This window comes from Mesorhizobium sp. J428 (assembly GCF_024699925.1).
GTDB lineage: Bacteria > Pseudomonadota > Alphaproteobacteria > Rhizobiales > Rhizobiaceae > Mesorhizobium_A.
The window spans coordinates 1,445,061-1,470,045 of sequence record NZ_JAJOMX010000001.1 but is presented as its reverse complement, the minus strand read 5'-3'; the positions used below and the strand labels follow the sequence as shown (position 1 = coordinate 1,470,045).

23 protein-coding genes, 1 tRNA gene and 1 pseudogene are annotated in these 24,985 nt (G+C 65.5%); 11 read left to right on the top strand and 14 right to left on the bottom strand.

Annotation, left to right across the window (positions count from 1 at the left end; all coding sequences use genetic code 11):
- Position 1: 1 nt before the first annotated feature.
- The 4 genes from LRS09_RS07300 to LRS09_RS30225 all read right to left on the bottom strand — a co-directional run bounded on the left by LRS09_RS07300 (position 2) and on the right by LRS09_RS30225 (position 3,119).
- Complete coding sequence (locus LRS09_RS07300) at positions 2–505, bottom strand: HK97 family phage prohead protease (protein ID WP_257805118.1); 504 nt, start codon at positions 503–505, stop codon at positions 2–4.
- Positions 505–891 carry a hypothetical protein gene (locus LRS09_RS07295; protein ID WP_257805117.1) on the bottom strand — a complete coding sequence of 129 codons (387 nt, stop codon included), beginning with the start codon at positions 889–891 and terminating at the stop codon, positions 505–507. Before LRS09_RS07295 ends, LRS09_RS07300 begins: the two co-directional genes overlap by 1 nt.
- Positions 881–2,083 (bottom strand): phage portal protein, encoded by a 1,203-nt coding sequence (locus LRS09_RS07290; RefSeq protein ID WP_257805116.1) that lies wholly within the window; start codon positions 2,081–2,083, stop codon positions 881–883. Before LRS09_RS07290 ends, LRS09_RS07295 begins: the two co-directional genes overlap by 11 nt.
- A gap of 403 nt (positions 2,084–2,486) precedes the next feature.
- The gene (locus LRS09_RS30225) at positions 2,487–3,119 is read right to left on the bottom strand and encodes a primase-like DNA-binding domain-containing protein (protein ID WP_374684900.1); all 633 of its coding nucleotides are present in this window, start codon (positions 3,117–3,119) and stop codon (positions 2,487–2,489) included.
- Positions 3,120–3,485: 366 nt separating this feature from the next.
- Here LRS09_RS30225 and LRS09_RS07285 point away from each other — a divergent pair, with 366 nt between their 5' ends.
- Together LRS09_RS07285 and serA are read left to right on the top strand one after the other, a co-directional pair.
- On the top strand, positions 3,486–4,664 hold the full coding sequence (locus tag LRS09_RS07285) for a phosphoserine transaminase (protein ID WP_257805115.1): 1,179 nt from the start codon (positions 3,486–3,488) through the stop codon (positions 4,662–4,664).
- A 70-nt stretch (positions 4,665–4,734) separates the two neighbouring features.
- Positions 4,735–6,333 (top strand): phosphoglycerate dehydrogenase, encoded by a 1,599-nt coding sequence (gene serA, locus LRS09_RS07280; RefSeq protein WP_257805114.1) that lies wholly within the window; start codon positions 4,735–4,737, stop codon positions 6,331–6,333.
- Positions 6,334–6,374: 41 nt separating this feature from the next.
- Here serA and LRS09_RS07275 read toward each other — a convergent pair whose 3' ends face one another.
- The gene (locus LRS09_RS07275) at positions 6,375–7,265 is read right to left on the bottom strand and encodes a DMT family transporter (protein WP_257805113.1); all 891 of its coding nucleotides are present in this window, start codon (positions 7,263–7,265) and stop codon (positions 6,375–6,377) included.
- 202 nt (positions 7,266–7,467) lie between these two features.
- On the opposite strand from LRS09_RS07275, the gene LRS09_RS07270 reads away from it, so the two are divergent.
- Together LRS09_RS07270 and LRS09_RS07265 are read left to right on the top strand one after the other, a co-directional pair.
- Positions 7,468–8,757, top strand: a complete 1,290-nt coding sequence (locus tag LRS09_RS07270) for an adenylosuccinate synthase (protein ID WP_257805112.1) — start codon at positions 7,468–7,470, stop codon at positions 8,755–8,757.
- Positions 8,758–8,848: 91 nt separating this feature from the next.
- The gene (locus tag LRS09_RS07265; protein ID WP_257805111.1) at positions 8,849–10,375 is read left to right on the top strand and encodes a hypothetical protein; all 1,527 of its coding nucleotides are present in this window, start codon (positions 8,849–8,851) and stop codon (positions 10,373–10,375) included.
- A 76-nt stretch (positions 10,376–10,451) separates the two neighbouring features.
- Here LRS09_RS07265 and rpoH read toward each other — a convergent pair whose 3' ends face one another.
- Positions 10,452–11,363, bottom strand: coding sequence for an RNA polymerase sigma factor RpoH (gene rpoH, locus LRS09_RS07260; RefSeq protein ID WP_085466931.1), 912 nt, complete (start codon positions 11,361–11,363; stop codon positions 10,452–10,454).
- 199 nt (positions 11,364–11,562) lie between these two features.
- The gene (locus LRS09_RS07255; RefSeq protein WP_257805110.1) at positions 11,563–11,865 is read right to left on the bottom strand and encodes a BolA family transcriptional regulator; all 303 of its coding nucleotides are present in this window, start codon (positions 11,863–11,865) and stop codon (positions 11,563–11,565) included.
- Between the two features lie 123 nt (positions 11,866–11,988).
- Between LRS09_RS07255 and LRS09_RS07250 the strand changes: the two genes are divergently transcribed.
- The 4 genes from LRS09_RS07250 (at position 11,989) to LRS09_RS07235 (ending at position 16,677) form a co-directional block, all read left to right on the top strand.
- On the top strand, positions 11,989–12,615 hold the full coding sequence (locus tag LRS09_RS07250) for a J domain-containing protein (RefSeq protein WP_257805109.1): 627 nt from the start codon (positions 11,989–11,991) through the stop codon (positions 12,613–12,615).
- Positions 12,616–12,754: 139 nt separating this feature from the next.
- Positions 12,755–13,741: a cobaltochelatase subunit CobS gene (cobS, locus tag LRS09_RS07245; RefSeq protein WP_085466928.1), complete on the top strand. Its 987-nt coding sequence runs from the start codon at positions 12,755–12,757 to the stop codon at positions 13,739–13,741.
- A 9-nt stretch (positions 13,742–13,750) separates the two neighbouring features.
- Entirely contained in the window at positions 13,751–15,658 is a 1,908-nt protein-coding gene (gene cobT / locus LRS09_RS07240; protein WP_257805108.1) for a cobaltochelatase subunit CobT, read from the top strand.
- Positions 15,655–16,677: an esterase-like activity of phytase family protein gene (locus LRS09_RS07235; protein ID WP_374684818.1), complete on the top strand. Its 1,023-nt coding sequence runs from the start codon at positions 15,655–15,657 to the stop codon at positions 16,675–16,677. The genes cobT and LRS09_RS07235 overlap by 4 nt, the downstream gene beginning before the upstream one ends.
- Positions 16,678–16,693: 16 nt before the next feature.
- On the opposite strand, the pseudogene LRS09_RS07230 reads toward LRS09_RS07235, so the two are convergent.
- The 5 genes and pseudogenes from LRS09_RS07230 to LRS09_RS07210 all read right to left on the bottom strand — a co-directional run bounded on the left by LRS09_RS07230 (position 16,694) and on the right by LRS09_RS07210 (position 20,956).
- A pseudogene (locus tag LRS09_RS07230) lies at positions 16,694–18,804 on the bottom strand (putative bifunctional diguanylate cyclase/phosphodiesterase).
- A gap of 172 nt (positions 18,805–18,976) precedes the next feature.
- Positions 18,977–19,654: a queuosine precursor transporter gene (locus tag LRS09_RS07225; protein ID WP_257805107.1), complete on the bottom strand. Its 678-nt coding sequence runs from the start codon at positions 19,652–19,654 to the stop codon at positions 18,977–18,979.
- A gap of 64 nt (positions 19,655–19,718) precedes the next feature.
- The gene (rpmB, locus tag LRS09_RS07220) at positions 19,719–20,021 is read right to left on the bottom strand and encodes a 50S ribosomal protein L28 (RefSeq protein ID WP_085466923.1); all 303 of its coding nucleotides are present in this window, start codon (positions 20,019–20,021) and stop codon (positions 19,719–19,721) included.
- Positions 20,022–20,183: 162 nt separating this feature from the next.
- The gene (locus LRS09_RS07215; RefSeq protein WP_257805106.1) at positions 20,184–20,582 is read right to left on the bottom strand and encodes a VOC family protein; all 399 of its coding nucleotides are present in this window, start codon (positions 20,580–20,582) and stop codon (positions 20,184–20,186) included.
- A complete protein-coding gene (locus LRS09_RS07210) occupies positions 20,579–20,956 on the bottom strand; it encodes a fimbrial protein (RefSeq protein ID WP_257805105.1) in 378 nt (125 codons plus the stop codon). The genes LRS09_RS07215 and LRS09_RS07210 overlap by 4 nt, the downstream gene beginning before the upstream one ends.
- 27 nt (positions 20,957–20,983) lie before the next feature.
- Between LRS09_RS07210 and LRS09_RS07205 the strand changes: the two genes are divergently transcribed.
- The 3 genes from LRS09_RS07205 to LRS09_RS07195 all read left to right on the top strand — a co-directional run bounded on the left by LRS09_RS07205 (position 20,984) and on the right by LRS09_RS07195 (position 23,489).
- Positions 20,984–22,015: an RluA family pseudouridine synthase gene (locus tag LRS09_RS07205; RefSeq protein WP_257805104.1), complete on the top strand. Its 1,032-nt coding sequence runs from the start codon at positions 20,984–20,986 to the stop codon at positions 22,013–22,015.
- Positions 22,016–22,232: 217 nt separating this feature from the next.
- Positions 22,233–22,814: a phage tail protein gene (locus LRS09_RS07200; protein WP_257805103.1), complete on the top strand. Its 582-nt coding sequence runs from the start codon at positions 22,233–22,235 to the stop codon at positions 22,812–22,814.
- Positions 22,815–22,877: 63 nt separating this feature from the next.
- A complete protein-coding gene (locus LRS09_RS07195) occupies positions 22,878–23,489 on the top strand; it encodes a phage tail protein (protein ID WP_257805102.1) in 612 nt (203 codons plus the stop codon).
- A gap of 4 nt (positions 23,490–23,493) precedes the next feature.
- On the opposite strand, the gene LRS09_RS07190 is transcribed toward LRS09_RS07195, so the two are convergent.
- Both LRS09_RS07190 and LRS09_RS07185 read right to left on the bottom strand, forming a co-directional pair.
- The gene (locus LRS09_RS07190) at positions 23,494–24,792 is read right to left on the bottom strand and encodes a kelch repeat-containing protein (RefSeq protein ID WP_257805101.1); all 1,299 of its coding nucleotides are present in this window, start codon (positions 24,790–24,792) and stop codon (positions 23,494–23,496) included.
- A gap of 36 nt (positions 24,793–24,828) precedes the next feature.
- Positions 24,829–24,905 (bottom strand) — tRNA-Arg (locus tag LRS09_RS07185).
- Positions 24,906–24,985 lie beyond the last annotated feature (80 nt).

The following is a 24,985-nucleotide window of genomic DNA, read 5'->3' as shown; positions in this document are numbered from 1 at the left end:
ATTACCTCGCTGCGATCTGGGCCGCGGCCCGGTTGATGACGTCCGCGATTGCGAGCGCCTGGACAGCCGACTTCGCGCTGGTGACGCGCGCGCCGGGATGCATTGGGATGGTGACGAGTGAGACTTCGAACATCTCCAGCGCCTTGATGATCCTGCCGCCGCCGGCACGGGTCGCGGACTTCACGGTGCGGAATCCGATCGACAGGCCGCGCACCGCTCCGGACTTGACCAGCGCGGACACCTCGCGGGCACGTGACACGTCTTCGACCAGGAGGCGGCCTTTCAGGTGCCAGGCGCCCGCCTTGTCCGTGCCCTCGGTCCATGTCCCGACCGGATCGTTGCCGTCGTGGCCGAACAGCATGGGAAGCGGGAATGCGGCCTTGGCGAAGGCGCCGGGCTCGATCATATCGCCGACACGGTCGGCAACGTCATATTTCCAGGCGATACCTGAGATCGTGCCGGCATCGTCGGCGAGGATCTTGGTTTCGAGGAAGAGCCGTTCCATCACGCACCCCCACGGTGCACGCGGCGATCGGCGGCGAAGGCGTCGACCTGTGCCTCGACCCACTGGACGCGAAGGAGCCGAAGTAGGTTCTTCGTGTTGAACGGCACGGGCTGGCCGTCCTCGACGATTTCCCAGCGCAGCACGTGGCGGGCGAGGCAGTTGAGCCGTGCTTTCTCGCGCTGCTCAGCGGTCACGTGGCCGTCGATGTCCGCCATCTCGGCGAGCTCGTCGGCGAGCGCGATGCGGGCGCGGTGCGCCGTGTCGCTGTCCGGCCCGACCACCCAGAGCTTGATTCCCGTCGGCACGCGGCTGACCGGATCAACCAGCTCCAGAATTGCGCCGCGGTCCTGATCCGCGACGTTGGACAGAATCTCGTCAAGCGTCATCGGTCGGGTCCTCGTCATCGCTCTTCGGCGGCGCTGTGCCGGGTTGGTTGCTGCCGGTATTCGGGTTGGCGAACACCTCGCCCCCGGTGCGCGGCGGCATGCCGAGCCAGTCCCGGCCTTCGTTCGGGTTGAGGACGCGGGAGGAGATCAGGGAGGAGATCGCGGTGGCGCGCGCGGTCAGGTCGACGGCGGTAAAGTCGTCGCGATCGAAGCGGATGCGATAGGTGGCGCGATCCTCGTCACTGAACAGCGCCCGCCGGAGCGATGCTTCGAGCGGGCGCATCCACAGCTCGAGCGAGGCCAGCCATTCCTTGCCGGCCTGCTCCGCGTTCGACCAAGTCGCCCGGTCGAAGTCGAACAGCATCTGCGGCGGCACGCCGAAGTGCCGGGCGACCTCCAGGATGGCGAATTTCCAGGTCTCGATGAACTGCGCATCGACGGCGGAGAGCGAGAGTTGCGACCATGTCGCGCCGTCCCACAAGATTGCCGTGCGGCCTGCGGCGTCCGGTCCCTCGTGCGCTGCGCGCCAGCCGGCGAGCATCTTGCCGGCGCCCGTGTCGCCCACCGACTTCTGTGTCGAGATAACTCCCCCCGGTCGCGCACCGCGCCGCATCAGGTTGCGTGACTGCGTCTCCAAGGCCTTGAGGAGCGTGGCGCTCTCCAGCGCCAGAGATAGTGGGCAGCGCGAGAACGGGCCGCGCAGATGAACGATGTCGTCGGCGGAGATCGGACTGTTGTTGATCTTGAAGCTGGGCTCCAGCCGGCCATCCGTCGAGTAGTCGACCGCCGTGTGCGTCGGCTCATAGCGGATCAGCTCGACCACCTTGCCGTCGACACGGTTCGCCAAGGCGATTCCGCCGCGGTCGACGGTCAGCGCGGTTGCGATGAGGTCGCGAAGCAACTCGTGTGTCGACTGCCAGTCGTTCGGCGCGCCGGCCAGGAGCTTCGCGGTCGGATGATCCGTGTCCCGCGACCAGGTCGCGCCGTCGAGCTTCTCGACCAGCACGTCGAAGCTGGCAATTGAGCCTGAGATCAGGGCGATGGCGCGCTGGATGGCGGGCACCGTCATGGCCTCGGTGCGGCTGATCAGCCCGGCGCTCGGCACCGCGCCCGTAAAGATCAGCAGCTCCTCGTCGGTCGGCGAGGAAAGTGACTTGGTCTCTGTGCGAAGGAAAGGCCAGCGGAAGCGCATGCCAAGTTTATGCCTGCAGGCCGCGTTCGCGAAAATTGGACAACTGAGGACATTGAGGACATGCCGGCCTATTGATTTTATTATCTTTTTAGGCGCGGGAGCAAGCTGCGGTTATGCGTAAGTGATTGATATGAAACAAAAAACTCTCAATTGAGAAATATCCAGCACGAACCTCCCCACGCCGGTCCCCAGTAAGGGGCGGAAGTCTTAGACCACCCCCCCCCTCTCCGCCTCAAACCGAGGACATCGACCCAACTTTGAGGTTTCCGTCCCAACTTTGAGTTTTCATTCCCAATTCTGTTTCTTCTAAGTCTTTGTTTTCGCTGGCATACAGAGAAAGCTTGGAAGCGTAGGGAGGATAGGGAGGGTAATCCCGCGCTACGTATAGAGAAGGTGACGGCCCCTATCCCCTTCTTAGCACGCGCGCATGCGTTACCCCGCAGCTATCCTCCCTATCCTCCCTACCGGCTAGACATGTTGGAAATGCAACGTCTGCGCTTGGGACGGAAAACCGGGATGGGGCGATCTGCGACCCAAACACGCTGTTCTCCGCGAGGGGTGGGTATAGCGCACCCACCCCTTTTCGAACGGGTTCGGCACTACCGACCCCGTTGGGCAATCGGCGAGAAGACCTCGGCACTACCGATGTCATCGGTCGCAAAGGGGGGGCGGCAATACCGACCCCCTTCAGCCGAATACCGACGAAATATGTGGTGCCGATCTTCCGACGCACAACATCAGACTGCGCCATCCGCTTCCCGAAGGTGTTCAAGGTCAACGTTTCTGCATCGGCCGCCAATGACCATTGGATGTATGCCTCATAGAGCTGGTGAGAAGCGACCTTCGCATGCCGATCTCTCACACAACAATCTCTCAAAAAGCGATCGACATCACTATCGGCCAGGCTCTTCGAGACCCGCGCGGCGCGCGCCAGCCCTGCCGTGGACGGCAAGCCGAGTGAGACCCATAGACGCTTCGCTGCCTGTCTCCCGAAGATCTGTCGCGCCTCTGCGACGAGCGCAATCTTCCAATTCATATCGATGCGCGGATTGCCGTCGATGGGTCGATCTGGCGAATTCATCTCAGCGCCTCCCATAGGGGGTGCGGGGAAGACGGCTGAGTTTTCTCACTCGCGGGCGACCAAATCCTTTCTCCTCAATGCCCCGATTGGCAGTCAGCCAGTCAGCCGCACTCTGGATGGGCGCAGGAACCAACGCGGAACAGCGCGTGTCAGATTTGTGCCACTTCTCCACGTGCGTTCGAACTTCGTTCTGCACGATCGAGCAGGCACCTGCATCATAAGTTTCCGAGGGGCTTGCGGTTTTCCCGACGTTGGCGTATTCGCCGCAGCGGGCCACCCCTCCCCAACGAGCGGGCTTACTATCTGGAAGGATAGACCACGATGACGACGACCGTCCCCACGCCGGCAGTGCGCCCGGCAAACCCCAATTTCTCCTCCGGACCCTGTGCGAAGCGACCCGGCTGGTCGCTCGAAGCGCTTGTGAACGCCGCGCTCGGCCGTTCGCACCGCGCCAAGATAGGCAAGGACAAGCTGGCGCTCGCGATCGAGCTCACCCGCGAAGTCCTGCAGGTTCCCGCCGACTACCGCATCGGCATCGTTCCCGCCTCCGACACCGGCGCGGTCGAGATGGCGCTCTGGTCGCTTCTCGGCCAGCGCGGCGTCGACATGGTCGCCTGGGAGAGCTTCGGTTCGGGCTGGGTCACCGACGTGGTCAAGCAGCTCAAGCTCGCCGACGTGCGCACCATCGAGGCCGGCTATGGCAAGCTGCCCGACCTCACGCAGATCGATTTCGACCGCGACGTGGTCTTCACCTGGAACGGCACGACCTCGGGCGTGCGGGTGCCGAACGGTGACTTCATCCCGGCCGACCGCCAGGGCCTGACCATCTGCGACGCCACCTCGGCCGCCTTCGCGCAGCGCCTCGACTTCGCCAAGCTCGATGTCGTCACCTTCTCCTGGCAGAAGGTTCTGGGCGGCGAGGGCGCACACGGCATGCTGATCCTCAGCCCGCGCGCCGTCGAGCGTCTGGAAAGCTACAAGCCGGCCTGGCCGCTGCCGAAGATCTTCCGCCTCACCTCGGGCGGCAAGCTGATCGAGGGCGTCTTCAAGGGCGAGACGATCAACACGCCGTCCATGCTCTGCGTCGAGGACTATCTTGATGCGCTTGCCTGGGCGAAGGGCATCGGCGGGCTCGACGCGCTGGTTGCACGCGCCGACGCCAACGCGGCGGTCATCGACCGCTTCGTCCAGTCGTCTCCCTGGCTCGGCCACCTCGCGACCGATCCGGCGAGCCGCTCCAACACCTCGGTCTGCCTGACGATCACCGATCCCGACGTCACCGCGCTCGACGCCAAGGCACAGGAGGCCTTCGCCAAGGCGATCGTGTCTTCGCTCGACAAGGCGGGCGTCGCCTACGACATCGGCCACTACCGCGACGCGCCGGTCGGCTTCCGCATCTGGTGCGGTGCCACCGTCGAGACCCCCGATCTTGAAGCGCTGATGCCTTGGCTCGACTGGGCGTTCGCGCAGCAGAAAGCGGCGCTGAAGGCCGCGGCCTGATCCGTTTCGCGGCGCAGTTCGCTGCGCCGCTCATCCCCATCCCGATCGACCCTATCCAGGAGGCACTTTCATGCCCCGCGTTCTCGTTTCCGACAAACTCTCCCCCACAGCCGTGCAGATCTTCAAGGATCGCGGCGTCGAGGTCGACTACCTGCCCGATCTCGGCAAGGACAAGGACAAGCTGCTCGAGGTGATCGGCCAGTATGACGGCCTCGCCATCCGCTCGGCCACCAAGGTCACCGAGAAGCTGATCAACGCCGCGACCAATCTGAAGGTCATCGGCCGCGCCGGCATCGGCGTCGACAATGTCGACATCCCGGCTGCGAGCCGCAAGGGCATCATCGTGATGAACACGCCCTTCGGCAATTCGATCACGACGGCCGAGCACGCCATCGCGATGATGTTCGCGCTCGCCCGCGAGCTGCCGGAGGCCAGCGCCTCGACCAAGGCCGGCAAGTGGGAGAAGAACCGCTTCATGGGCGTCGAGATCACCGGCAAGACGCTCGGCGTCGTCGGTTGCGGCAACATCGGCTCCATCGTCGCCACGCGCGGCGTCGGCCTCAAGATGCATGTCATCGCCTTCGATCCGTTCCTCTCCGACAGCCGCGCCCAGGAGCTCGGCGTGGAGAAGGTGGAACTCGACGAACTGCTCGCCCGGGCCGATTTCATCACGCTGCATACGCCGATGACCGACAAGACCAGGGGCATGATCAACGCAGAGGCGATCGCCAAGATGAAGAAGGGCGTGCGCATCATCAACTGCGCCCGCGGCGGCCTCATCGTGGAGCAGGACCTGCTCGAAGGCCTGAAGAGTGGCAAGGTCGCGGGTGCCGCGCTCGACGTGTTCGAGGTCGAGCCGGCCACCGAGAGCCCGTTCTTCGGCCTGGAGAACGTCATCGCCACGCCGCATCTCGGCGCGTCCACCAGCGAGGCGCAGGAGAACGTCGCGCTGCAGGTCGCCGAGCAGATGTCGGACTACCTGATCAAGGGCGCGGTCTCGAATGCCATCAACATGCCGTCGATCACGGCCGAGGAAGCGCCGAAGCTGAAGCCGTTCGTCAAGCTGGCGGAAGTGCTCGGCGCCTTCGTCGGCCAGGTGACCGAGGAGCCGATCAAGGAGGTCGAGATCCTGTTCGACGGCGTCACCGCCTCGATGAATACCCGCGCGCTGATCTCCGCCGCGCTCGCCGGCCTCATCCGGCCGCAGGTGTCCGACGTCAACATGGTGTCGGCGCCGATCATGGTGAAGGAGCGCGGCATCGTGCTCTCCGAGGTCAAGCGCGACAAGTCGGGCGTGTTCGACGGCTACATCAAGCTGACGGTGAAGACGGAGAAGCAGACCCGCTCCATCGCCGGCACCGTCTTCTCGGACGGCAAGCCGCGCTTCATCCAGATCAAGGGCATCAATCTCGACGCCGAGGTGGGGCAGCACATGCTCTACACCACCAATCCGGATGCGCCCGGCATCATCGGCCTGCTCGGCACGATCTGCGGCCAGAATGGCGTCAACATCGCCAACTTCCAGCTCGGCCGCAACAAGCCGGGCGGCGACGCGATCGCGCTGCTCTATCTCGACGCGCCTTTCCCCGAGAAGGTGCTGGCAGAACTCAGGGCCAACCCCAAGATCGCCTCGGCCAAGCCGCTCAAGTTCGACGTCGCGGCTGCCTGAAGGCCGATCAGACAATCGCTAAAGACTGGAATGTCGGCGGTCTATCCGCCGGCATTCCGACCACTCCACTCCGCAATAGCGATGCCGCCCAGCACGAGGGCGAGTGCGGCGGCGTGGTAGACGTGCACCTCCTCGCCGAGCAGTGCGATCGACAGCAGTGTCCCGAAGATCGGCACGAGATTAATGAATAGCCCGGCGCGGTTGCCGCCGATCAGGTTGACGCCCCTGATGTAGAACGCCTGCGCCAGCGTCGAAGGGAACAGCGCCGTGTAGGCGATGATCGCCCAACCCGTCGCGTCGGGCGCGATCATGGTGCCGTGCGCATATTCGGCGAGTGCGAAGGGCACGGACGTGACGAATCCCGCCGCGGTCAGCGCCACCATGAAGCTGATCCAGTGCATGTCCGGCTTGCGTCTCAGCACCGTCGTGTAGAGCGCGTAGACGATCGCTGCGACGAGGACCAGCGCGTCGCCGATATTGACGTCGAGCGCCAGCAGCCGTGACGGCTCGCCCTGCGTCGCGGCGATCGCCACGCCGACCAGCGAGAGCAGGAAGCCGAACACCTGGCCGGTGGTCGTGCGCAGGCGAAACAGCCAGAAATTCGCGACGAAGATGATCGCCGGCATTCCGGCCTGCAGCACCGAGGCGTTGATCGCCGTCGTGAACATCAGCGCCGAATAGAGGGCGACGCTGAACAGGGTGAAGCCGAAGAAGCCGAGGAAGGTCAGCAGCATGGCGTTGCGGCGTATGACGAGCCAGTCCGCGCGGACGTGCCGGTGCCCGACGGCAAGCAAAATCGCGCAGGCGATCAGCCAGCGCAGCGCCGACAGGAGCATCGGGGAGACATGGCCGACGGCGAGCTTGCCGCCGATGGCGTTGCCGGCCCAGAAAAGCGCGGTCAGGATCAGCAGGAGATAGGCCTGTCTTTGCATGCTTGCGTCTCGTAGTGCGGCCCGTCGCGTCGGAAGGATGCGACGGACGGGGTTACGACGCCCGGGCCCTGTCCGGCAATCGCAAGCGCGGTCTCGTGCTTGGGCCAGTAATCTCGCAATCAAGGGTCGCGCGACGGCGGACTTGTCGTTATAGAGGCGACGAAAAACGCCTCGTCAGGCGAGTGCATCCGGGGAAGGCAACATGGCAAACGTGGTGGTCGTCGGCTCTCAGTGGGGCGACGAGGGCAAGGGCAAGATCGTCGACTGGCTCGCGGACAGGGCGGATGTGGTCGTGCGCTTTCACGGCGGTCACAATGCCGGCCACACTCTGGTGATCGACGGTGTCAGCTACAAGCTGGCGCTGCTGCCGTCCGGCCTCGTCCAGGGCAAGCTGTCGGTCATCGGCAATGGCGTCGTGGTCGACCCGCATCACTTCGTCCAGGAGGTGGAGAAGCTCCGCGCCCAGGGCGTGGCGATCACGCCCGAGATCCTGCGCATTGCCGACAATGCCCCGCTGATCCTGTCGCTGCACCGCGAACTCGACGGCATCCGCGAAGATTCCAATTCCGGCCTCAAGATCGGCACGACGCGGCGCGGCATCGGCCCCGCCTACGAGGACAAGGTCGGCCGCAGGTCGATCCGTCTGGTCGATCTGGCGGAGCCCGAGACGCTCATGCTCAAGATCGAGCGCCTGCTGACCCACCACAACGCATTGCGTCGCGGCATGGGCCTGGAGGAGATTTCCGCCGACGCGATCCACGAGGAGCTGACCTCTATCGCAGGCGAGATCCTGCCCTACATGGACCAGGTCTGGCGTGTTCTGGACGAAAAGCGCCGCGCCGGCGCCCGCATCCTGTTCGAAGGTGCGCAGGGTGCCCTGCTCGACAACGACCACGGCACCTATCCCTTTGTCACCTCGTCGAACACGGTTGCGGGGCAGGCCGCTGCTGGTTCGGGGCTCGGGCCGACGGCGATCGGCTATGTCCTCGGCATCACCAAGGCCTACACGACGCGCGTCGGCGAGGGGCCGTTCCCGTGCGAGCTCGACGACGAAGTGGGCCGCCATCTGGCGACTGTCGGTCGCGAGGTCGGCGTCAACACCGGGCGGCCACGCCGCTGCGGCTGGTTCGACGCCGTGCTGGTGCGCCAGACCGTCAAGACGTCGGGCATCACGGGCATCGCGCTGACGAAGCTCGATGTGCTGGACGGCCTCAAGGAGATCAAGATTTGCGTCGCCTACGAGCTCGACGGGCGCAGAGTCGATTATCTGCCCGCATCCATGCGCGCGCAGGCCGCGGTCACCCCGATCTATGAGACGTTCGAGGGATGGGCCGAGACCACGGCCGGCGCGCGGACGTGGTCCGAACTGCCGGCTCAGGCGATCAAGTATGTTCGCCGGATCGAAGAACTGATCGGCGCGCCGGTCGCCTTGCTGTCAACAAGTCCGGAACGTGACGACACAATTCTTGTGACAGATCCGTTTGAAGATTAGAGCATTTGTGACAATCATCGCCGTGCGCACCATCATCTGGACAAAAAGAGGGGCCAGAGGGGCCACGCTCGGCAAAGTGGAAGTATCCTGAATGGCAGATTTCGTCGCGGTTCTGAAGAAGACGCTCGACGGCCTGGGTGACAACAGCCCGGAGATGCGCGCGCGTGTCTACGACAAGGCCCGTGCGACGATTTCCGCGAAGCTTGCCGCCATCACGCCGCCGCCTGCGCCCACGGTCGTCGAGCGGCAGAAGGCAGCTCTCGAACAGGCCATCAAGACCGTGGAGGCGGAATATGCCGCTCCTCCTCCGCCGCCCGTGGACGATCTCGACGAGGTCATGAAGACCCTCGAAGCGACGGTCAAGGTCGCGCCTCCTCCGCCCTCGAAGCCGCAGCCCGCTGCGCCGGCCGTCTCCCGGGAGCCGCCGAAGGCGAGCCCTCTGGCGTCCGCTTCGGTGGCAGCGCCGGCTCCGGACGCCGAGGACGAGATCGCGTCGGCATCGCCTTCACGCGCCGAGGATCGCCTGGCGTCGGAGCCGCTTGCCGGCATGCCGCCGCGCAAGGCGTCGCGCGGCCGGCTGGGCCTGGCAGTCGCCGGGCTGATCGTGCTCGTCTTCGCAGGTGCTGCCGGATATGCCGTCTGGCTCAACCGCACCGAGGTCTCGCAGATGCTGGGCCTTGCAACGCCGGCGTCGCAACCTGCTCCGCAGGGCGAGGCGTCAGCGCCTACCACCCCCGCCACGCCGGAGCCCGCGCAGGACGTTGCCAAGGCTGAGCCGGAAGCGCCGGCGCCTGCGGCGGAGCAGCCTGCCGTCCAGAAATTCACCCAGAAGCTGAATGCGGATGGGACCGAGACTGACCAGGGCCCCGCTGGCGGCGCGCCGGGTGTGGGCGAGGGCACGTCGGTCGCGGCGCTCACCGTCCAGCCCCCGGCCACGGTGCCTGCCGCGCCGCCCGCGGCCGATCAGACCCCCGCGGCTCCCGAGACGCCTGCCGGCGCCGAGACCGCGCAGGCGACGACCCCGCCGCCGGCCGAGGCGCCGCAGGCAGAGCAGCCTGCCGCCGTTCCCGTCGGCCAGCGCGCGATCTTCTATGAAGAGCGCACCAGCGCAAGCGGCGGCTCGGCCGAGGCCGGAAACACGGTCTGGTCGCTCGTGCAGGAGTCTCCGGGCGACGGTCTGCCCGCCGAGCCCGCGATCCGCGCCGATGCGACGATCCCCGGCAAGGACGTCCAGCTTCGGCTGACGATCCGCCGCAACGGCGACAAGACGTTGCCAGCCAGCCATATCGTCGAGCTGATCTTCCTCACCCCGGACAATTTCGAGGGCGGGACGATCGACAATCTCCTGCGCATGACGATGAAGGAGACCGAGGAGGCGACCGGCAATCCGCTGCTCGGCGTGCCGGCGAAGATCGGCGACGGCTTCTTCCTGATCGCGCTGTCGGACGGCAAGGCGGAGACTGACGCGAACATGCAGCTCTTCCGCCGCATGAAGTGGGTCGACATCCCGATCGTCTACCGTTCGGGCCGCCGGGCGCTGATGACGCTGGAGCGCGGCGTGCCGGGCGACAAGGTCTTCGAGGAGGCGCTTAAGGCGTGGAGCCAGCCGAACGGCTGATCCCCGCAGTAATCCGGATGGAAAAACGGCGCGGAGTGGAAACTCCGCGCCGTTTGCTTTTCAAAACATCGTCCCGTCAGTGCGCGGGAGCCGCCTCGACGGTGCGCAGCGCCTGCATCTGCCGCTTGGCGGCGGCCTTGACCGCATCCTGCACCTTCTCGAAGGCGCGCACTTCGATCTGGCGAACGCGCTCGCGGCTGATGTCGAACTCGGCCGACAGCTCCTCGAGAGTCATCGGCTCGTCGGCAAGGCGGCGCGCCTCGAAGATACGGCGCTCGCGGTCGTTGAGAACCGACAGGGCTCCCGCCAGCATCGACCGGCGATTGTCCAGCTCGTCCTGCTCGACCAGCATCTCTTCCTGGTTGGCATGGTCGTCGACCAGCCAGTCCTGCCATTCGCCCGATTCGCCTTCCGAAGCCCGGATCGGCGCGTTGAGCGACGCGTCGCCGGAGAGGCGGCGGTTCATCGACACCACCTCTTCCTGGGACACGTTGAGGCGGGTGGCGATCTCCTGGACCTGCTCGGGATTGAGGTCACCGTCGTCCAGAGCCTGGATCTTGCTCTTCACCTTGCGCAGGTTGAAGAACAGCCGTTTCTGGTTCGCGGTGGTGCCCATCTTCACGAGGCTCCACGAGCGCAGAATATATTCCTGGATCGACGCCTTGATCCACCACATGGCGTAGGTCGCCAGGCGGAAGCCGCGTTCCGGCTCGAATTTCTTTACGGCCTGCATCAGGCCGACATTGCCTTCCGAGATCACTTCGCCGATCGGCAGACCATAGCCGCGATAGCCCATCGCGATCTTCGCGACGAGACGCAGGTGGCTCGTCACCAGCTTGTGCGCGGCGTTGGTGTCGCCGTGCTCGGCATAGCGCTTGGCGAGCATATATTCTTCTTCCGGCAGCAGCATCGGAAAGCGGCGGATCTCCTCGAGATACCGCGAAAGACCGCCTTCGCCGGAAACGATGCTTGGTAGTGTCTGGGCCATGTAGCGCCCTCCCTCTCTAAGAATGGCGCCCCCTGATCTAGGCAGGCGCTCCCTCCGCGAGCCAAAACGCGCCCTGCGGACGTCACCCTTATATAGGAACGATCAAGGCAAATACATGGTCTCTTTTAGAAACCTACTCACTGTCACACACAAGTGAACAATGACGTAACCGGACGCCGGTTTCCGCGAGCGGGAGGTGTCACCACCGCGTCTTTTCGCCCGGCGCGGCGGGCTCGATCGCCAGCGCGTGCACGCTACCCGCCAGCTCGTCCGCCAGGAGCGTGTTGACCGCACGATGGCGTTCGACCCGGCTCATCGTCGCGAAGGCCGGGGCGACGATCCGGACGCGGAAATGGGTCTCGCCGGTCCCGTCGAAGGTCTCGTGGTGGCCCGAGGCTGTGTGGTGATGGCCCGCGTGCAGGTGGCTCTCGTTGAGGACGGACAGCCGCTCCGGCGCAAAGGCTGCGTTGAGCTTCGTTTCGATCGTCTTCTGCATGGACATCTCGCACCTCCGGGACCATATAGGGAGCGAAGCCCCGACATTAAGGTCCGATTCACGCGATAGGTCCAACGCCGCGCGAAAGTCAATTCTTGTATCCATCCGCGAAGCACCCATAATCCGCGAATGACCGCCTATTCGAAATATTTCGAACGCATCAAGGTCCGACCCGACTCCAAGGACGGGGCGGAGACGGCTACCCATGCGCCGACGTGCCAGTGGGACGGGTGCAGCGAGGCGGGCACGCACAAGGCGCCGGTCGGGCGAATGCGCGAGGGCGAGTATTTCCGCTTCTGCATCGATCACGTGCGGGAATACAACAAGGGCTACAACTACTTCTCCGGCCTGCGCGACACCGACATCGCGCGCTTCCAGAAGGAGGCGCTGACGGGCCACAGGCCGACCTGGACGATGGGCGTCAATGCGAGCGCTCGGTCGGTCCCGGAGTTCGCGGCGAAGCGGTCCGGCCGTGCCGGCTACTACAACCGGATGCGCGATCCCTTCAATCTGTTCGGCGGCACCGGCGGATATCAGCCGCCCGAGCGCTCGCGCAAGGCGCGCCCGCTTGAGGCCAAGGCGCTTGAAACGCTTGGACTTGCCGCAAATGCGACTGGCGAAGCCATAAAGGCGCGATATAAACAGCTTGTGAAGCAGCACCATCCGGACGCCAATGGCGGCAACCGGGGTTCTGAAGATCGATTTCGGGACGTGATCCAGGCATATCGGCTCTTGAAACAGTCGGGCTTCTGCTGACCACGGATTGCCTGTTCCGAAGCCGGGCAACATTTTGGACTCCGGTGTTTCCACCGGGTCCCGATTTGGTCTAAAGACAGCCCGAAAATTCGGTTTAAAAGGCTGCGCGGGGCGTCTCGCCGCTCGCGCTGGAGGCATGATGAACAGGGTCGATCGCGACATTGCCAACCTGCCGGACACAACGGTGCCGGTCCAACAGACATTCGGCTTCGATTCCAAGATGGTCGTGCCGGCCTACTCGATCGCCACCGAGCACGTGCCGGACGTCGATCCCGACTACATCTTCGACGAGGCGACGACGCTGGCCATCCTCGCCGGCTTCGCCTTCAACCGCCGCGTCATGGTCTCCGGCTATCACGGCACCGGCAAGTCGACTCACATCGAGCAGGTCGCCGCCCGTCTCAACTGGCCCTGCGTGCGCGTCAACCTCGACAGCCATGTCAGCCGTATCGATCTCGTCGGCAAGGACGCGATCGTGGTCAAGGAAGGCATGCAAGTCACCGAATTCCGCGACGGCATCCTGCCCTGGGCCTACCAGCACAATGTCGCGCTCGTCTTCGACGAATACGATGCCGGACGTCCGGACGTGATGTTCGTCATCCAGCGCGTGCTTGAATCCTCAGGCCGCCTGACGCTGCTCGACCAGTCGAGGGTCATCCGCCCGCATCCGGCCTTCCGCCTGTTCGCCACCGCCAACACGGTCGGCCTCGGCGACACGACCGGCCTCTACCACGGCACGCAGCAGATCAACCAGGCCCAGATGGACCGCTGGTCGATCGTCACGACGCTTAACTACCTGCCGCACGACAACGAGGTTGCTATCGTGCTCGCCAAGGCGAAGCACTTCCGCACCGACAAGGGCCGCGACACCGTCAACAAGATGGTCCGCGTCGCCGACATGACGCGTCAGGCCTTCATCAACGGCGACCTGTCGACCGTGATGAGCCCCCGCACGGTCATCACCTGGGCGGAAAATGCCGAGATCTTCGGCAATGTCGGCATGGCGTTCAGGCTCACCTTCCTCAACAAGTGCGACGAATTGGAGCGCACCGTGGTCGCCGAGTTCTACCAGCGCGCCTTCGGCGAGGAGCTGAAGGAAAGCGCGGTCAACGTGGTGCTGGGCTGACGGAGCGACATGGCCGGACCCGGCGACAATACGAGGGGCAAACCCAAGGCCGCCAATGACGGCGAGGTGATGAAGCGCGCCATCTCGGTATGCATGCGCGCGATCTCCGGCGACCCGACGCTGGAAGTCAGCTTCGCCAAGGACAAGCCGGCGCTGGCGGCGAACCGGGCGAGACTCCCGGAGATCGGCAAGAAGCCGTCCAGGGCCGACATCGCGGTCACGCGCGGCCTCGGCGATTCGATGGCGCTGCGCCGCGCCTGCCACGACACTGCGATGCATGCGCGGCTCGCGCCCGACGGCAAGCAGGCTCGCGCGGTGTTCGACGCGGTCGAGCAGGCGCGCGTCGAGGCGATCGGCGCCCGCGCCATGACCGGCGTCGGCGACAACCTTGCCTATATGCTCGAGGACCGGTTCCTGAAGGCCAATCTCGCCGGCGTCACCGACCGCGCCGACGCGCCGCTGGAGGACGCCATCGCGCTCATGGTGCGCGAGCGGCTCACCGGCCGGCCGGTCCCGAACAGCGGCGAGAAGGTCGTCTCGCTGTGGCGCGACTGGATCACCGAGAAGGCGGGTGCGGATTTCGAGGGGCTGGAAGCGGCGCTGGAGGACCAGAACGCCTTCGCCCGTGTCGTGCGCGACATGCTCGTCTCCATGGAGATGGCCGACGAGCTGGGAGAGGACCAGCAGTCCGAGGACAGCCAGGACGACGAGGACCAGCCCGAGGGCGAGGACCAGAGCGAGGAAGGCGGCGAGGACGATTCCGGCGGCGAGCAGTCGCAGAGCGAAGAGACCGAATCCTCCGGCGAGGAACAGGAAGCCGGCGAGATGGAGGCCGCCGACGCGACCTCAGAGGATCAATCCGACGACGACACCGAATCGGAAACGCCGGGCGAATCGCGCCGGCCTGATCCTTCGCTCACCAATCTGCCACCCGACTTCGACTACAAGGTCTTCACCACGCAGTTCGACGAGACCGTCGGCGCGGAAGACCTCTGTGACGAGGAGGAGCTCGACCGGTTGCGCGCCTTCCTCGACAAGCAGCTCGCAAACCTGTCCGGCGTCGTCGGCCGCCTCGCCAACCGGCTGCAGCGCCGCCTGATGGCGCAGCAGAACCGCTCCTGGGACTTTGACCTGGAAGAGGGCTATCTCGATCCGGCGCGGCTCGTGCGCGTCGTCATCGATCCGATGCAGCCGCTCTCCTTCAAGCAGGAGCGCGACACCAAGTTCCGCGACACGGTCGTCACGCTGCTGCTCGACAATTCCGGCTCGATGCGCGGCCGGCCGATCACGGTCGCCGCCACCTGCGCCGACATTCTTGCGCGCACGCTGGAGCGCTGCGGCGTCTCGGTCGAAATCCTCGGTTTCACCACCAAGGCATGGAAGGGCGGCCAGGCGCGCGAGAAGTGGCTGAAGGACGGCAAGCCGCCGTCGCCCGGCCGCCTCAACGACCTGCGCCACATCGTCTACAAGTCGGCGGACGCGCCCTGGCGGCGCGCGCGGCGCAATCTCGGCCTGATGATGCGCGAGGGCCTGCTCAAGGAGAACATCGACGGCGAAGCGCTGCTGTGGGCGCATCAGCGGCTGATCGGCCGGCCCGAGCAGCGCAAGATCCTGATGATGATCTCGGACGGCGCGCCGGTCGACGACTCGACGCTGTCCGTCAATCCGGGCAATTACCTGGAGCGCCACCTGCGCGCCGTCATCGACCTGATCGAGACGCGCTCGCCGGTCGAGCTGCTCGCCATCGGCATCGGCCATGACGTGACCCGCTATTATCGCCGCGCCGTGACCATCGTCGATGCCGAGGAGCTCGCGGGTGCGATGACAGAGCAGCTCGCCTCGCTGTTCTCCGAAGAGACGGTCCGCGAGGTCCGCCGCATGCCGGGCGCGCCGCACCGGCGCGGTCGCGCCGCGTGAACGGCTTGCGCCCGATCGCACGGCTCGCCTCGGCGCTGGCGTTGACGCTGGCGACGCTGCTCGCGCCATCTTCTCTCGGCGCCGACGCCAATGTCGAGCGGATGGAGATCCGCACGCGGCAGATCACCCAGTTCCGCATCGGGGCGTCGGAAAGGCGCTTCGGCGCGCTAGAGTTCGTCGGCGGGCTGGAGATGACCTCGCGCGGCCGCAATTTCGGGTCGATGTCGGCGTTCCGCTTCCGCAAGCCCGGTTCCGATTTCATCGGCGTCGCCGATACCGGTTTCTGGTTCTTCGGACGGATGGAGCATGACGGCGAAGGGCGGCCGTCGGGCGTCTCCGATTTCCGCATGATCGAGATGGTCGATGCCGACGGCAAGCCGATCCGCGAGAAGTGGCACACCGATGCCGAGGGCCTCGCCATCAAGGGCGACATCGCGACCGTCAGCTTCGAGCGCGGCCACCGCGTCTCCGAGTTCCGCATCGATCCGGATAATATGCGCGTCGCGCTGCGCGACCTCGATTTCGTGATCCCGTCCCAGGAACTGCGCCAGAACCGCGGCATGGAGACGATCGCGCATGCCCATCCGCACGGCATCCATGAGGGCGGGCGCGTGGTGGTCTCGGAAAAGAGCCTCGACAAGGACGGCAACATCTTCGCTGCGATCATCGAGGGACCGGACAAGGGCATCTTCAAGGTCAAGCGCAACGGAGAGTTCGACGTCACCGACGGCGCGTTCCTGCCCAATGGCGATCTCCTCCTGCTGGAGCGTTCGTTCTCGATCGCGCGCGGCGTCGCCATGCGCCTGCGGCGCATCTATGGTGAGTCGGTGCGCAAGGGCGCGCTCGCCGACGGGCCGGTGCTCCTGGAAGCCGACATGAGCTACCAGATCGACAATATGGAAGGCATCGACGTCTGGCGGCGCGACGACGGCGCGCTGATCGTGTCGCTGATGTCCGACGACAACCACTCGATCCTGCAGCGCAACGTCTACTTGGAATTCGTCCTGCGCGGGGAGTGAGGCGCAGCGGCTGCGGCTACGACGCCTTCGCCAGCGGCCTCGCATCGTCGTCGCGCTGATGGATTTCGATGAAGGCGAGCGCCTCGTCGGCCGGCATCGGCTTGGCGAACAGATATCCTTGGATCTCGCCGAACCCTTCCCGGCGCAGCCGTGCGAGCTGCTCGGGCGTCTCGACCCCTTCGGCCGTCGTGGTCAGGTTGAAGCCGGAGCCGAGGCCGGTGACGGCCTTGACGATGGCGAGGCTGCCCGGGTCGGTGCCTATGCCCGAGACGAAGCTGCGGTCCATCTTGATCTTGTCGAAGGGGAAGGAGCGCAGGTAGCTGAGCGAGGAATAGCCGGTGCCGAAATCGTCCATGGCGATGCGCACGCCGAGATTCCGCAGCGCATGCAGCAATTGCAGGTTCTGGCCGCTCTCGGCGAGCAGCACAGACTCGGTGATCTCGAGCTCCAGCCTGCTCGGATGCAGCCCCGCATCGTCGAGGGCGGCGACCACCGTCGCCAGCAGGCCCACCTGCCGGAACTGGCACGGCGACAGGTTGACCGCGACCTTGATCTCGCTCGGCCAGCCGGCGGCGATGCGGCAGGCTTCGCGCAGCACCCACTCGCCAAGCGCGCCGATCAGTCCGGTCTCCTCCGCGACGGGGATGAACTCGGCCGGGCCGAGCAGGCCGCGCTGCGGATGGCGCCACCGAACCAGAGCCTCGAAGCCGGAGATGCGATCGTCCGTCAGCGAGAGCAGCGGCTGGAAATGCAGCTCGAATTCGTCGGCCGCCAGCCCTTGGCGCAGTTCAAGCGTCAGGTCGTGCCGGCGCTCGGCATGCAGCCGCATGGCGCTCTCGTAGAACCGGAAGGTCGAGCGCCCGTCGCCCTTGGCGGCGTAGAGCGCGAGGTCGGCATTGCGCAGCAGGGTGTTGACGTCGTCGCCGTCGTGCGGCGCAAGAGCGATGCCGACGCTGCAATCGACATGCTCCTGCACGCCTTCGAGATGGAACGGGTCCGAGAATGCCTGCATCACGTCGCCGGCAAGCTTCGAAAGGTCCGCCCGCCCGACCTCGTCCAGCATGAGGATCAGCGCGAATTCGTCGCCCCCGAGCCGGGCGACCATGTCGCATGGCCGCAGGATGAGCTTCAGCCGCTTGGCCACCTCCACCAGCAGCGCGTCGCCGGCCGGATGGCCCATGCTGTCGTTGACGTGCTTGAAGTGGTCGATGTCGATATACATCAGCGCAAACGGACGCGCGACATGCGGATCGGAGAGCAGCAGGGTGATGTGCTGCGTGAAATAGCTGCGGTTCGGCAGGCCGGTCAGGGCGTCGTGCATCGCGATGTGGGCGATGCGTTCCTCATAGTACGGCGCTCGGTGATGTCCTGTGAGATGCCGACGAGATAGCGCGAGGGGCTGCCGTCTATGGTGGGTATGGCCCGCTTCACCGTCCGGATGGTGCGCCTCGTCAGGTCGGAGCGCTCGACCGCTTCCTCGAAGGCATAGACGCCTCCGGTTTCCATGGCCCGATGGTCCTGGTTGCGGAACACCTCCGCCTGCTCGGGCGCGAAGACATATTCGTCGCTCTTGCCGACGATGAAGGCCGGGTCGAAGCCGACGATCTCGCCGCAGGCCGCGTTATAGAGGATGTAGCGGCCGCCATCCTCCATGTCCTTCACGAACACGCCGATGGGCAGGCTGGACACGATGCTGTCGAGCAGGGATCGCGTATCGCTGGCCTGTCTGTAGGCGCGGTTGACCTCGGTGCGGTCGGTGACGATGGCGAGGATCGCGTCGCGCCCCTCGAAACGGACGTGGCGGCCGTAGGTCAGCACCTCCATTACCTCGCCGCTCGCCTTGAGGTGCTGCCAGCGTTCCGGCCTGCCGAGATCCGAGCGCGACTTTACCGCGGCGCGCATCCGCTCCCGCTCGCTTTCGGGACGGATGTCGAGCACCGTCATGCGGGCATAGTCTTCGCGGCTATAGCCGTAGAGCCGTATCGCCGATTCGTTGACGGTCAGGAAACGCAGTGTCTCGGGATCGTAGACCCACATGGGTGTGGGATGGGTGACGAAGAGCGTGCGGAAATCGTCGTCTACGGCTGCTCCCAGACCGCCGCCGAGCCTGTCTTGCCTTGTGTCCATCTGCCGCCCGATGCCCCGGATAGGCTATCTGCCTCTTAAATCCGAGCGGCACGGTCTCATAAAGTTCTAAATAAACCAATACGTTGATTTTGCATATGATTTAGGCGCTCTGCCGAAAGCTTCAGCAGTGCGTTCGGATTGCCCAACGCTTGTGCTTGCGAAGACGTTGCGTTCAGGCGGCTGCCGGCTGGGCCCAGCGCCACGCGATCATCCGGTAAGGGATCAGCGCGAAGACGGCGATCAGCAGCTTCACCGACAGGTCGCCGAGCGCCCAGGACATCCAGCGGGCGACTTCCATGCTGCCGACGCCGAGCAGGGGGGCTGCCTCGAGCGCGAAGCCGTCGTCCGGGCCGATGAAGGCAAAGACGCTTGCGAAGGCGACCGAGAAGAACACCGCCGTGTCGACGATCGAGCCGGCGAGCGTGCCGATGATCGGCGCCCGCCACCAGGACTGGCGGCGCAGCCAGTTGAACACCGTGACGTCCAGCAGCTGCGCGGCAAGGAAGGCGAGGCCGGAGGCCGTCGCGATCCGCACCAGCCGGTCGGCGGCCGTCTCGAATTCGATCAGGCCCCAGCGGAACAGCAGCGGCGGAAAGATGATCGAGCAGGTCACGGCGACCACGAAGCCGAAGAAGACGACGCGCCGCGCCATCGCCGGTCCATAGCGGCGGTTGGCGAGATCGGTGACCAGGAAGGCGAAGGGATAGGTGAACGCGCCCCAGGTCAGGATGTCGGCGAGCGAGACCGGGCCGAGATGTCCCTGGACGGGAAACTGGACGAGCACGTTGGATGCTACGACGACGATCGCCATCGCGGCCACGAAAGGCAGGTATCTTGAGAACGGAACCATTTTTTTATCCTGGGTGATGGCACCAGCGAAAAGGCCGCCCGAAAGCGGCCCGGTAAAGCGGAAATCAGGCCGCTTCGGAGGCCTGCTCCGCGAGCTTCTTGGCAACCTGCTTCTTCAACAGGCGCGCGCGCTGCGACAGATCGTCCGCAGACGACTTGACCAGGAAGGCGTCGAGGCCGCCGCGGTGCTCGACCGAGCGCAGCGCATTCGCCGAGATGCGCAGGCGAACGGTCTGGTTCAGCGCCTCGGAGATCAGCGACACGCGCACCAGGTTCGGCAGGAAGCGGCGCTTGGTCTTGTTGTTGGCGTGGCTGACATTATTGCCGTACTGCACGCCCTTGCCGGTGAGTTCGCATTCGCGGGACATCGTTCTTACCCTTGTTCTTCATCCGGGCCATATCGACATGAGCGCACCAAATCGGGGCGGCGCGCGGTCGATGTCAGGCGGCCTCTTGGAAAGTCGGCGTTCCCATAGTGGCATTTCGCGGGAGCGTCAAGTTTTGCAGCAGACAAAACTGACGCACGATTGTCACGAACTAGCCTTCTGCTCGATCAAATCCCAGAGATTGCCGTAGAGATCCTCGAAGACCGCCACCGTCCCGTAGGCCTCATGGCGCGGCTCTTCGTGGAAACGCACGCCAGCGGCGGTCATCCGCGCATGGTCGCGGGCGAAGTCGTCTGTATGCAGGAAGAAGCCGACGCGGCCGCCGGTCTGGTCGCCGATCCGCGCCCGTTGCTCATCCGTCGAGGCCTCCGCCAGGAGGAGAGGGGTCGCATCCGCGCCGGGCGCGACCAGCACCCAGCGCTTGCCGTCGCCGAGCGGCGTGTCTTCGGACAACCGGAAGCTGAGCGCGTCGCGGAACCATGCGATCGCCTCGTCATAGTCGCGGACGAGGAAAGTAACCGCGCCGATCCGCCTGCCGCTCATGGCCGCACGATGTCGTATTGGCCGATCAGCCGGCCGGCGGGCAGGTCGTAGATCAGGATCGCCTCGCCCTGCGGGTCGAGCGCGACATGGAGCGACAGGCGGCCTGCCGAGAGGCTTTGCGAGATGACGCGGGCGCCCGCCGGAATGACCAGCGGCGCCTTGGTCGTCTCGCCGATCGGCGGGGCCGACGCTTCCGCCGGCGTTTCGGTGGTGGTCCAGTTTCTGTAGACAACGGCGGCGATCACCACCATAACCGCGAAGAACAGGATGCCGAGATTGATCGCCATGAAGCGCACGAGCTTTTGCCGCACGCGCTCGGCGGCCGGGTCGAGCGGCTTCTCGTCCTGCTCTAGATCGGTATTGCGTCCCGCCATGTCCTGCCCAGCCTGGTCCCGTCGATGATGAACGCCCCTGATAGCGAAGGCGGCCCGGCAAGGAAAGCGTATCACGCCGGGCCGGACGCCGCGGGCCAGCGGCTCGACCAGTGGCTGGCCGGCGTCGCCGGGCCTGACCTGTCGCGTAGCCGCGTCCAGGCGCTGATCAAGGCCGGCGCCGTCACCGTCTCGGGCGCTGCCGTCGGCGAACCGAAGCACAAGCTGGCCGGCGGCGAGGACGTCGTGATCGACATGCCCGCACCCGCGCCGGCCGAGCCGCAGGGCGAGGACATCGCCCTCGACATCCTCTTTGAAGACGACCAGCTCATCGTCATCGACAAGCCGGCCGGTCTCGTTGTCCACCAGGGCGCAGGCAACTGGACCGGTACGCTGGTCAACGCGCTGATCCATCATTGCGGCGCCTCGCTGTCGGGCATCGGCGGGGTGGCGCGGCCAGGCATCGTGCACCGTCTCGACAAGGACACCAGCGGCGTGATGGTCGCCGCCAAGACCGATCTCGCGCACCGCGAACTGTCGGAGGCCTTTGCCGACCACGGACACGAGGGCGAGCTCGAGCGGGCCTACCTCGCCGTCGTCTGGGGCGCGCCGCCGCGCAAGTCGGGCATGATCGACGCGCATCTCGGCCGCTCGACCAAGGATCGCACCCGCCAGGCCGTCGTGCCGGAGAGGCGGCCCGATGCGCGCCACGCAATCACCCATTTCGAGGTCCTGGAGACATTCGGCGCGAAGCGGCCCGACGGTCCGGTCGCGAGCCTGGTGGAGTGCCGGCTGGAGACGGGGCGCACCCACCAGATCCGCGTGCATATGGCCCATATCGGCCATCCGCTGGTCGGCGATCGCGACTACGGCGCGGGCTTCCGGACAAAATCCAATCGCCTCCCCGATGTCGTCCGCCAGGTGGTCGACGCCTTTCCGCGCCAGGCCCTGCATGCCGGCCTGCTTGCTTTCGCCCATCCGGTCAGCGGCGAGGTGATGGAGTTCGAGGCGCCGCTGCCCGCCGACATGCAGGCTCTGGTCGCCGCGCTGCGGACGCTGTGAGGCGCCGGCCGGGTCAGAGAATGGCCCAGCGTCCCAGATGGTGAGCGATCCTGGATTTGCCGGGGCGGTCGACTGAACACGGGATTGTGTCGGAGGTTCTCCACCGATAGAAAAAATTGCTTCTCGAAAGTGGAGCGAGCCACTAAGGTAACGTAACGTCAGTCTTTTGGTTGGCATTTCAAAGGTGGGGTCCAGAATGTCCGTTTCATCGCGCCTGGTGCGCATTGCAGCCGCTGCCGGCATTGCCGGAACCGCCGTCGGCGCCGCCGCGCCGGCCCATGCGGGGTCCGAGCCGTTCATCGGCGAGTTGATGCTGACAGGCTACAACTTCTGTCCGCGCTCTTTCGCCCAAGCGAACGGCCAACTCCTTCCAATCGCGCAGAATACCGCGCTTTTCTCGCTTCTTGGAACAACGTTCGGCGGCAACGGCCAGACGACGTTTGCTCTTCCCGATCTGAGGGGCCGTGCTCCCATCGGCCAGGGTCAGGGGCCGGGGCTCTCGAACTACTTTCTCGGTCAGACGGGCGGGCAGGAGAGCTTCACGCTCACCACGGCCCAGATGCCTGCGCACAATCACGTCGTGAATGCGACGAACGTCATTGCGGACAAGGGCGGCCCAGGCGACAAGCTCCTGGCGGCCAGCGAGCTCAGACCGTATTCCGACGCGGCTCCCAACCGCACCATGAACTCCGCCATGATTGGAATGACCGGCAGCGGGCAGCCGGTCGGTCATCGTGGGCCCTATCTCACAATGACATGGTGCATCGCGCTCCTGGGCATTTATCCGCCGCGCGATTGATGGTTTGGTTGGCGTTCAGCTGCCATCTATGGATGGGGGGCTCGCGATCGGTAGGGGGTTGAGATGTCGGGATTTCGTTTCTTCGGGGCCGCCGTTTCGGCGCTTGCAGTAGGAGCATTCGCTTTGATGGCCGCTCCGCGACAGGCTTTTGCAGATGGCAGCCCTTACATCGGGGAAGTGATCATTGTTCCTTACAATTTCTGTCCGTTGGGCTGGGCGGAGGCGAATGGCGCCTTGCGGTCGATCAGTGAGAACGAGGCGCTGTTCACCTTATGCGGCACGACATTCGGCGGCGATGGCGAGAACACCTTTGGCCTCCCAGATTTTCGGGGGCGACTGCCTATCCACGCGGGCGCAGGACCGGGATTGCAGAACAAGCTGGTGGGCCAGACCGGCGGGGCCGAATCGTTCACCCTCACCATCGGCAATCTTCCGCCTCACAATCACCAAGTGCTGGCAACCAACACTTTAGGTGGCATGGGCGGCCCCGGCGGCAAAATCCTGGCTTCCGGCAACACTGGTCAATACCGATACAGCGAGAGTGCGGCCAACAAGCTGATGAAATCAGGGATGCTCGGACTGACCGGCAACAGCCTTCCCGTTGAAGCTCAGGATCCCTACCTGACGATGCGGGTTTGCGTATCCCTCTACGGGATTTGGCCGTCACTGCACTGAGCGTTCAGGGGATCGATCTGAAGCGCCCGGTCTTCGGATTGAAGACGTAGGACCGGTCGGAGACGAGCAGGACAGTCGCGTCCGGCAGCAATCCCAGCTGAACGGCGCCGACGAGGTTTTCCGCGATCTCCGCCGGCACCGTGACGGACGTGAACGCCCGCTGAGCGGGATCGTAGATTTCCAGATTGGCCCCCGGCCCGTCGCTGGCGATCAGGCACCGGCCGTCTTCCAGCGTGAGCGTCTTTGCGCCGGCGCTGTGCGCATGGGTTGCCTTGGCCGGCAGCGATTGTGCCTTCTGGGCTGCCGGGTCGTAGATTTCCGCCTGGCGCGCAAGGTCCGGGTTTCCGGCGACGGGCTTTCCCCCGACGATCAGCACGGAGCCGTCCTTCAGCCCGCAGGTCACGATGCCGTCCTTGCGCATCGACAAGAGGCCCGCCGCCTTCCATTGGCCGCTCGCCACCTCGTAGCGTTCGATCTTGTCGGTCGCGCCGGCCATGCCGCCGCCCGTGTCTCCGCCGATGGCCAGCACGTCGCCCGACGGCAGCAGCTGAAGCGATGCGCCGGCGCGCGCGGTGCGCATGCGTCCGGTTGGCGTGATCTTGCCCGTGGCTTGGTCGAGGAGGTCGGCCTGGTCGGACGGACGGCCGGTGCAATCGTCGAACCCGCCGGCGAGCAGGATCCTGTTGTCTTTCAGCACGATCTGCCCGCGCTCGCTCAGGCCGGCGCCGCTGGCCCCGGACGCGGCCGCGGCGGAGATGAAAGGCTCGGGCATGTCTTCCGACGTCGCCGCGGGCGGCTGGCAACTGTCCTGCCGTGCGGCGGGCTGTTGTTTTCCCGGTTCCTCGGCGGTGATCGGCGCGGCCGCGCCGACGCCCACCTCGGTCGCCTGGCCGCCCGCGCCGGAGCGTCCCAGCACGACGAGATGCTCCATGCGCGGAACCGGATTCGCCGGCTGGTAGGTCGCCACGAAGTTACGGCCGGAGAGCAGTTCGCCGGCGATGGCATCGAGCGAACCCCTGTGCCTGCCGGAGATCACTTCCGCTGCGGCCGAGCGGTCGCGCCACTCGACCGAGACGCCGGCCTCGGTGAAGACGCGGCCGAACACCTGCTCGCGCGGAACCATGCTGTAGGAAAGCTCGTAGGCGCCGGATTCTCGGTGGAAGACGAGGTTGACAGGCGCGGACTTCACCACCTTGGGCGGCAGGTCGGGCCTCGTCTCTCCCGGACCCGTCTGCGCGCCGGATGCGCCGGGCAGAATCGTCAGCGCGAGGAGGGCGAGGGCACCGGCCAGATACCGCGGCATCGATCATTCCCCCGGTCTTGTCTCGCAACGGCGATATGGTGATCCCGACAGGATTCGAACCTGTGACCCTCAGATTAGGAATCTGATGCTCTATCCTACTGAGCTACGGGACCACGCGGAGAGACACATAGCCGCTTCCGACGCGTGCGCCAAGGTCCGCGACGGCATGTTTGCCTCGCGGGGACAAGCGCTC

What these genes read in the sequence shown, in the direction of transcription:
- LRS09_RS07190 (WP_257805101.1), bottom strand. Translation starts at nt 24,792, where the DNA reads ATGCCGCGGTATCTGGCCGGTGCCCTCGCCCTCCTCGCGCTGACGATT.
- LRS09_RS07210 (WP_257805105.1), bottom strand. Translation starts at nt 20,956, where the DNA reads ATGGCGGGACGCAATACCGATCTAGAGCAGGACGAGAAGCCGCTCGAC.
- LRS09_RS07270 (WP_257805112.1), top strand. Translation starts at nt 7,468, where the DNA reads ATGGCAAACGTGGTGGTCGTCGGCTCTCAGTGGGGCGACGAGGGCAAG.
- LRS09_RS07205 (WP_257805104.1), top strand. Translation starts at nt 20,984, where the DNA reads ATGAACGCCCCTGATAGCGAAGGCGGCCCGGCAAGGAAAGCGTATCAC.
- cobT (WP_257805108.1), top strand. Translation starts at nt 13,751, where the DNA reads ATGGCCGGACCCGGCGACAATACGAGGGGCAAACCCAAGGCCGCCAAT.
- cobS (WP_085466928.1), top strand. Translation starts at nt 12,755, where the DNA reads ATGAACAGGGTCGATCGCGACATTGCCAACCTGCCGGACACAACGGTG.
- LRS09_RS07300 (WP_257805118.1), bottom strand. Translation starts at nt 505, where the DNA reads ATGGAACGGCTCTTCCTCGAAACCAAGATCCTCGCCGACGATGCCGGC.
- LRS09_RS07265 (WP_257805111.1), top strand. Translation starts at nt 8,849, where the DNA reads ATGGCAGATTTCGTCGCGGTTCTGAAGAAGACGCTCGACGGCCTGGGT.
- LRS09_RS07255 (WP_257805110.1), bottom strand. Translation starts at nt 11,865, where the DNA reads ATGTCCATGCAGAAGACGATCGAAACGAAGCTCAACGCAGCCTTTGCG.
- rpoH (WP_085466931.1), bottom strand. Translation starts at nt 11,363, where the DNA reads ATGGCCCAGACACTACCAAGCATCGTTTCCGGCGAAGGCGGTCTTTCG.
- LRS09_RS30225 (WP_374684900.1), bottom strand. Translation starts at nt 3,119, where the DNA reads ATGAATTGGAAGATTGCGCTCGTCGCAGAGGCGCGACAGATCTTCGGG.
- LRS09_RS07215 (WP_257805106.1), bottom strand. Translation starts at nt 20,582, where the DNA reads ATGAGCGGCAGGCGGATCGGCGCGGTTACTTTCCTCGTCCGCGACTAT.
- LRS09_RS07295 (WP_257805117.1), bottom strand. Translation starts at nt 891, where the DNA reads ATGACGCTTGACGAGATTCTGTCCAACGTCGCGGATCAGGACCGCGGC.
- LRS09_RS07250 (WP_257805109.1), top strand. Translation starts at nt 11,989, where the DNA reads ATGACCGCCTATTCGAAATATTTCGAACGCATCAAGGTCCGACCCGAC.
- LRS09_RS07285 (WP_257805115.1), top strand. Translation starts at nt 3,486, where the DNA reads ATGACGACGACCGTCCCCACGCCGGCAGTGCGCCCGGCAAACCCCAAT.
- serA (WP_257805114.1), top strand. Translation starts at nt 4,735, where the DNA reads ATGCCCCGCGTTCTCGTTTCCGACAAACTCTCCCCCACAGCCGTGCAG.
- rpmB (WP_085466923.1), bottom strand. Translation starts at nt 20,021, where the DNA reads ATGTCCCGCGAATGCGAACTCACCGGCAAGGGCGTGCAGTACGGCAAT.
- LRS09_RS07225 (WP_257805107.1), bottom strand. Translation starts at nt 19,654, where the DNA reads ATGGTTCCGTTCTCAAGATACCTGCCTTTCGTGGCCGCGATGGCGATC.
- LRS09_RS07195 (WP_257805102.1), top strand. Translation starts at nt 22,878, where the DNA reads ATGTCGGGATTTCGTTTCTTCGGGGCCGCCGTTTCGGCGCTTGCAGTA.
- LRS09_RS07275 (WP_257805113.1), bottom strand. Translation starts at nt 7,265, where the DNA reads ATGCAAAGACAGGCCTATCTCCTGCTGATCCTGACCGCGCTTTTCTGG.
- LRS09_RS07290 (WP_257805116.1), bottom strand. Translation starts at nt 2,083, where the DNA reads ATGCGCTTCCGCTGGCCTTTCCTTCGCACAGAGACCAAGTCACTTTCC.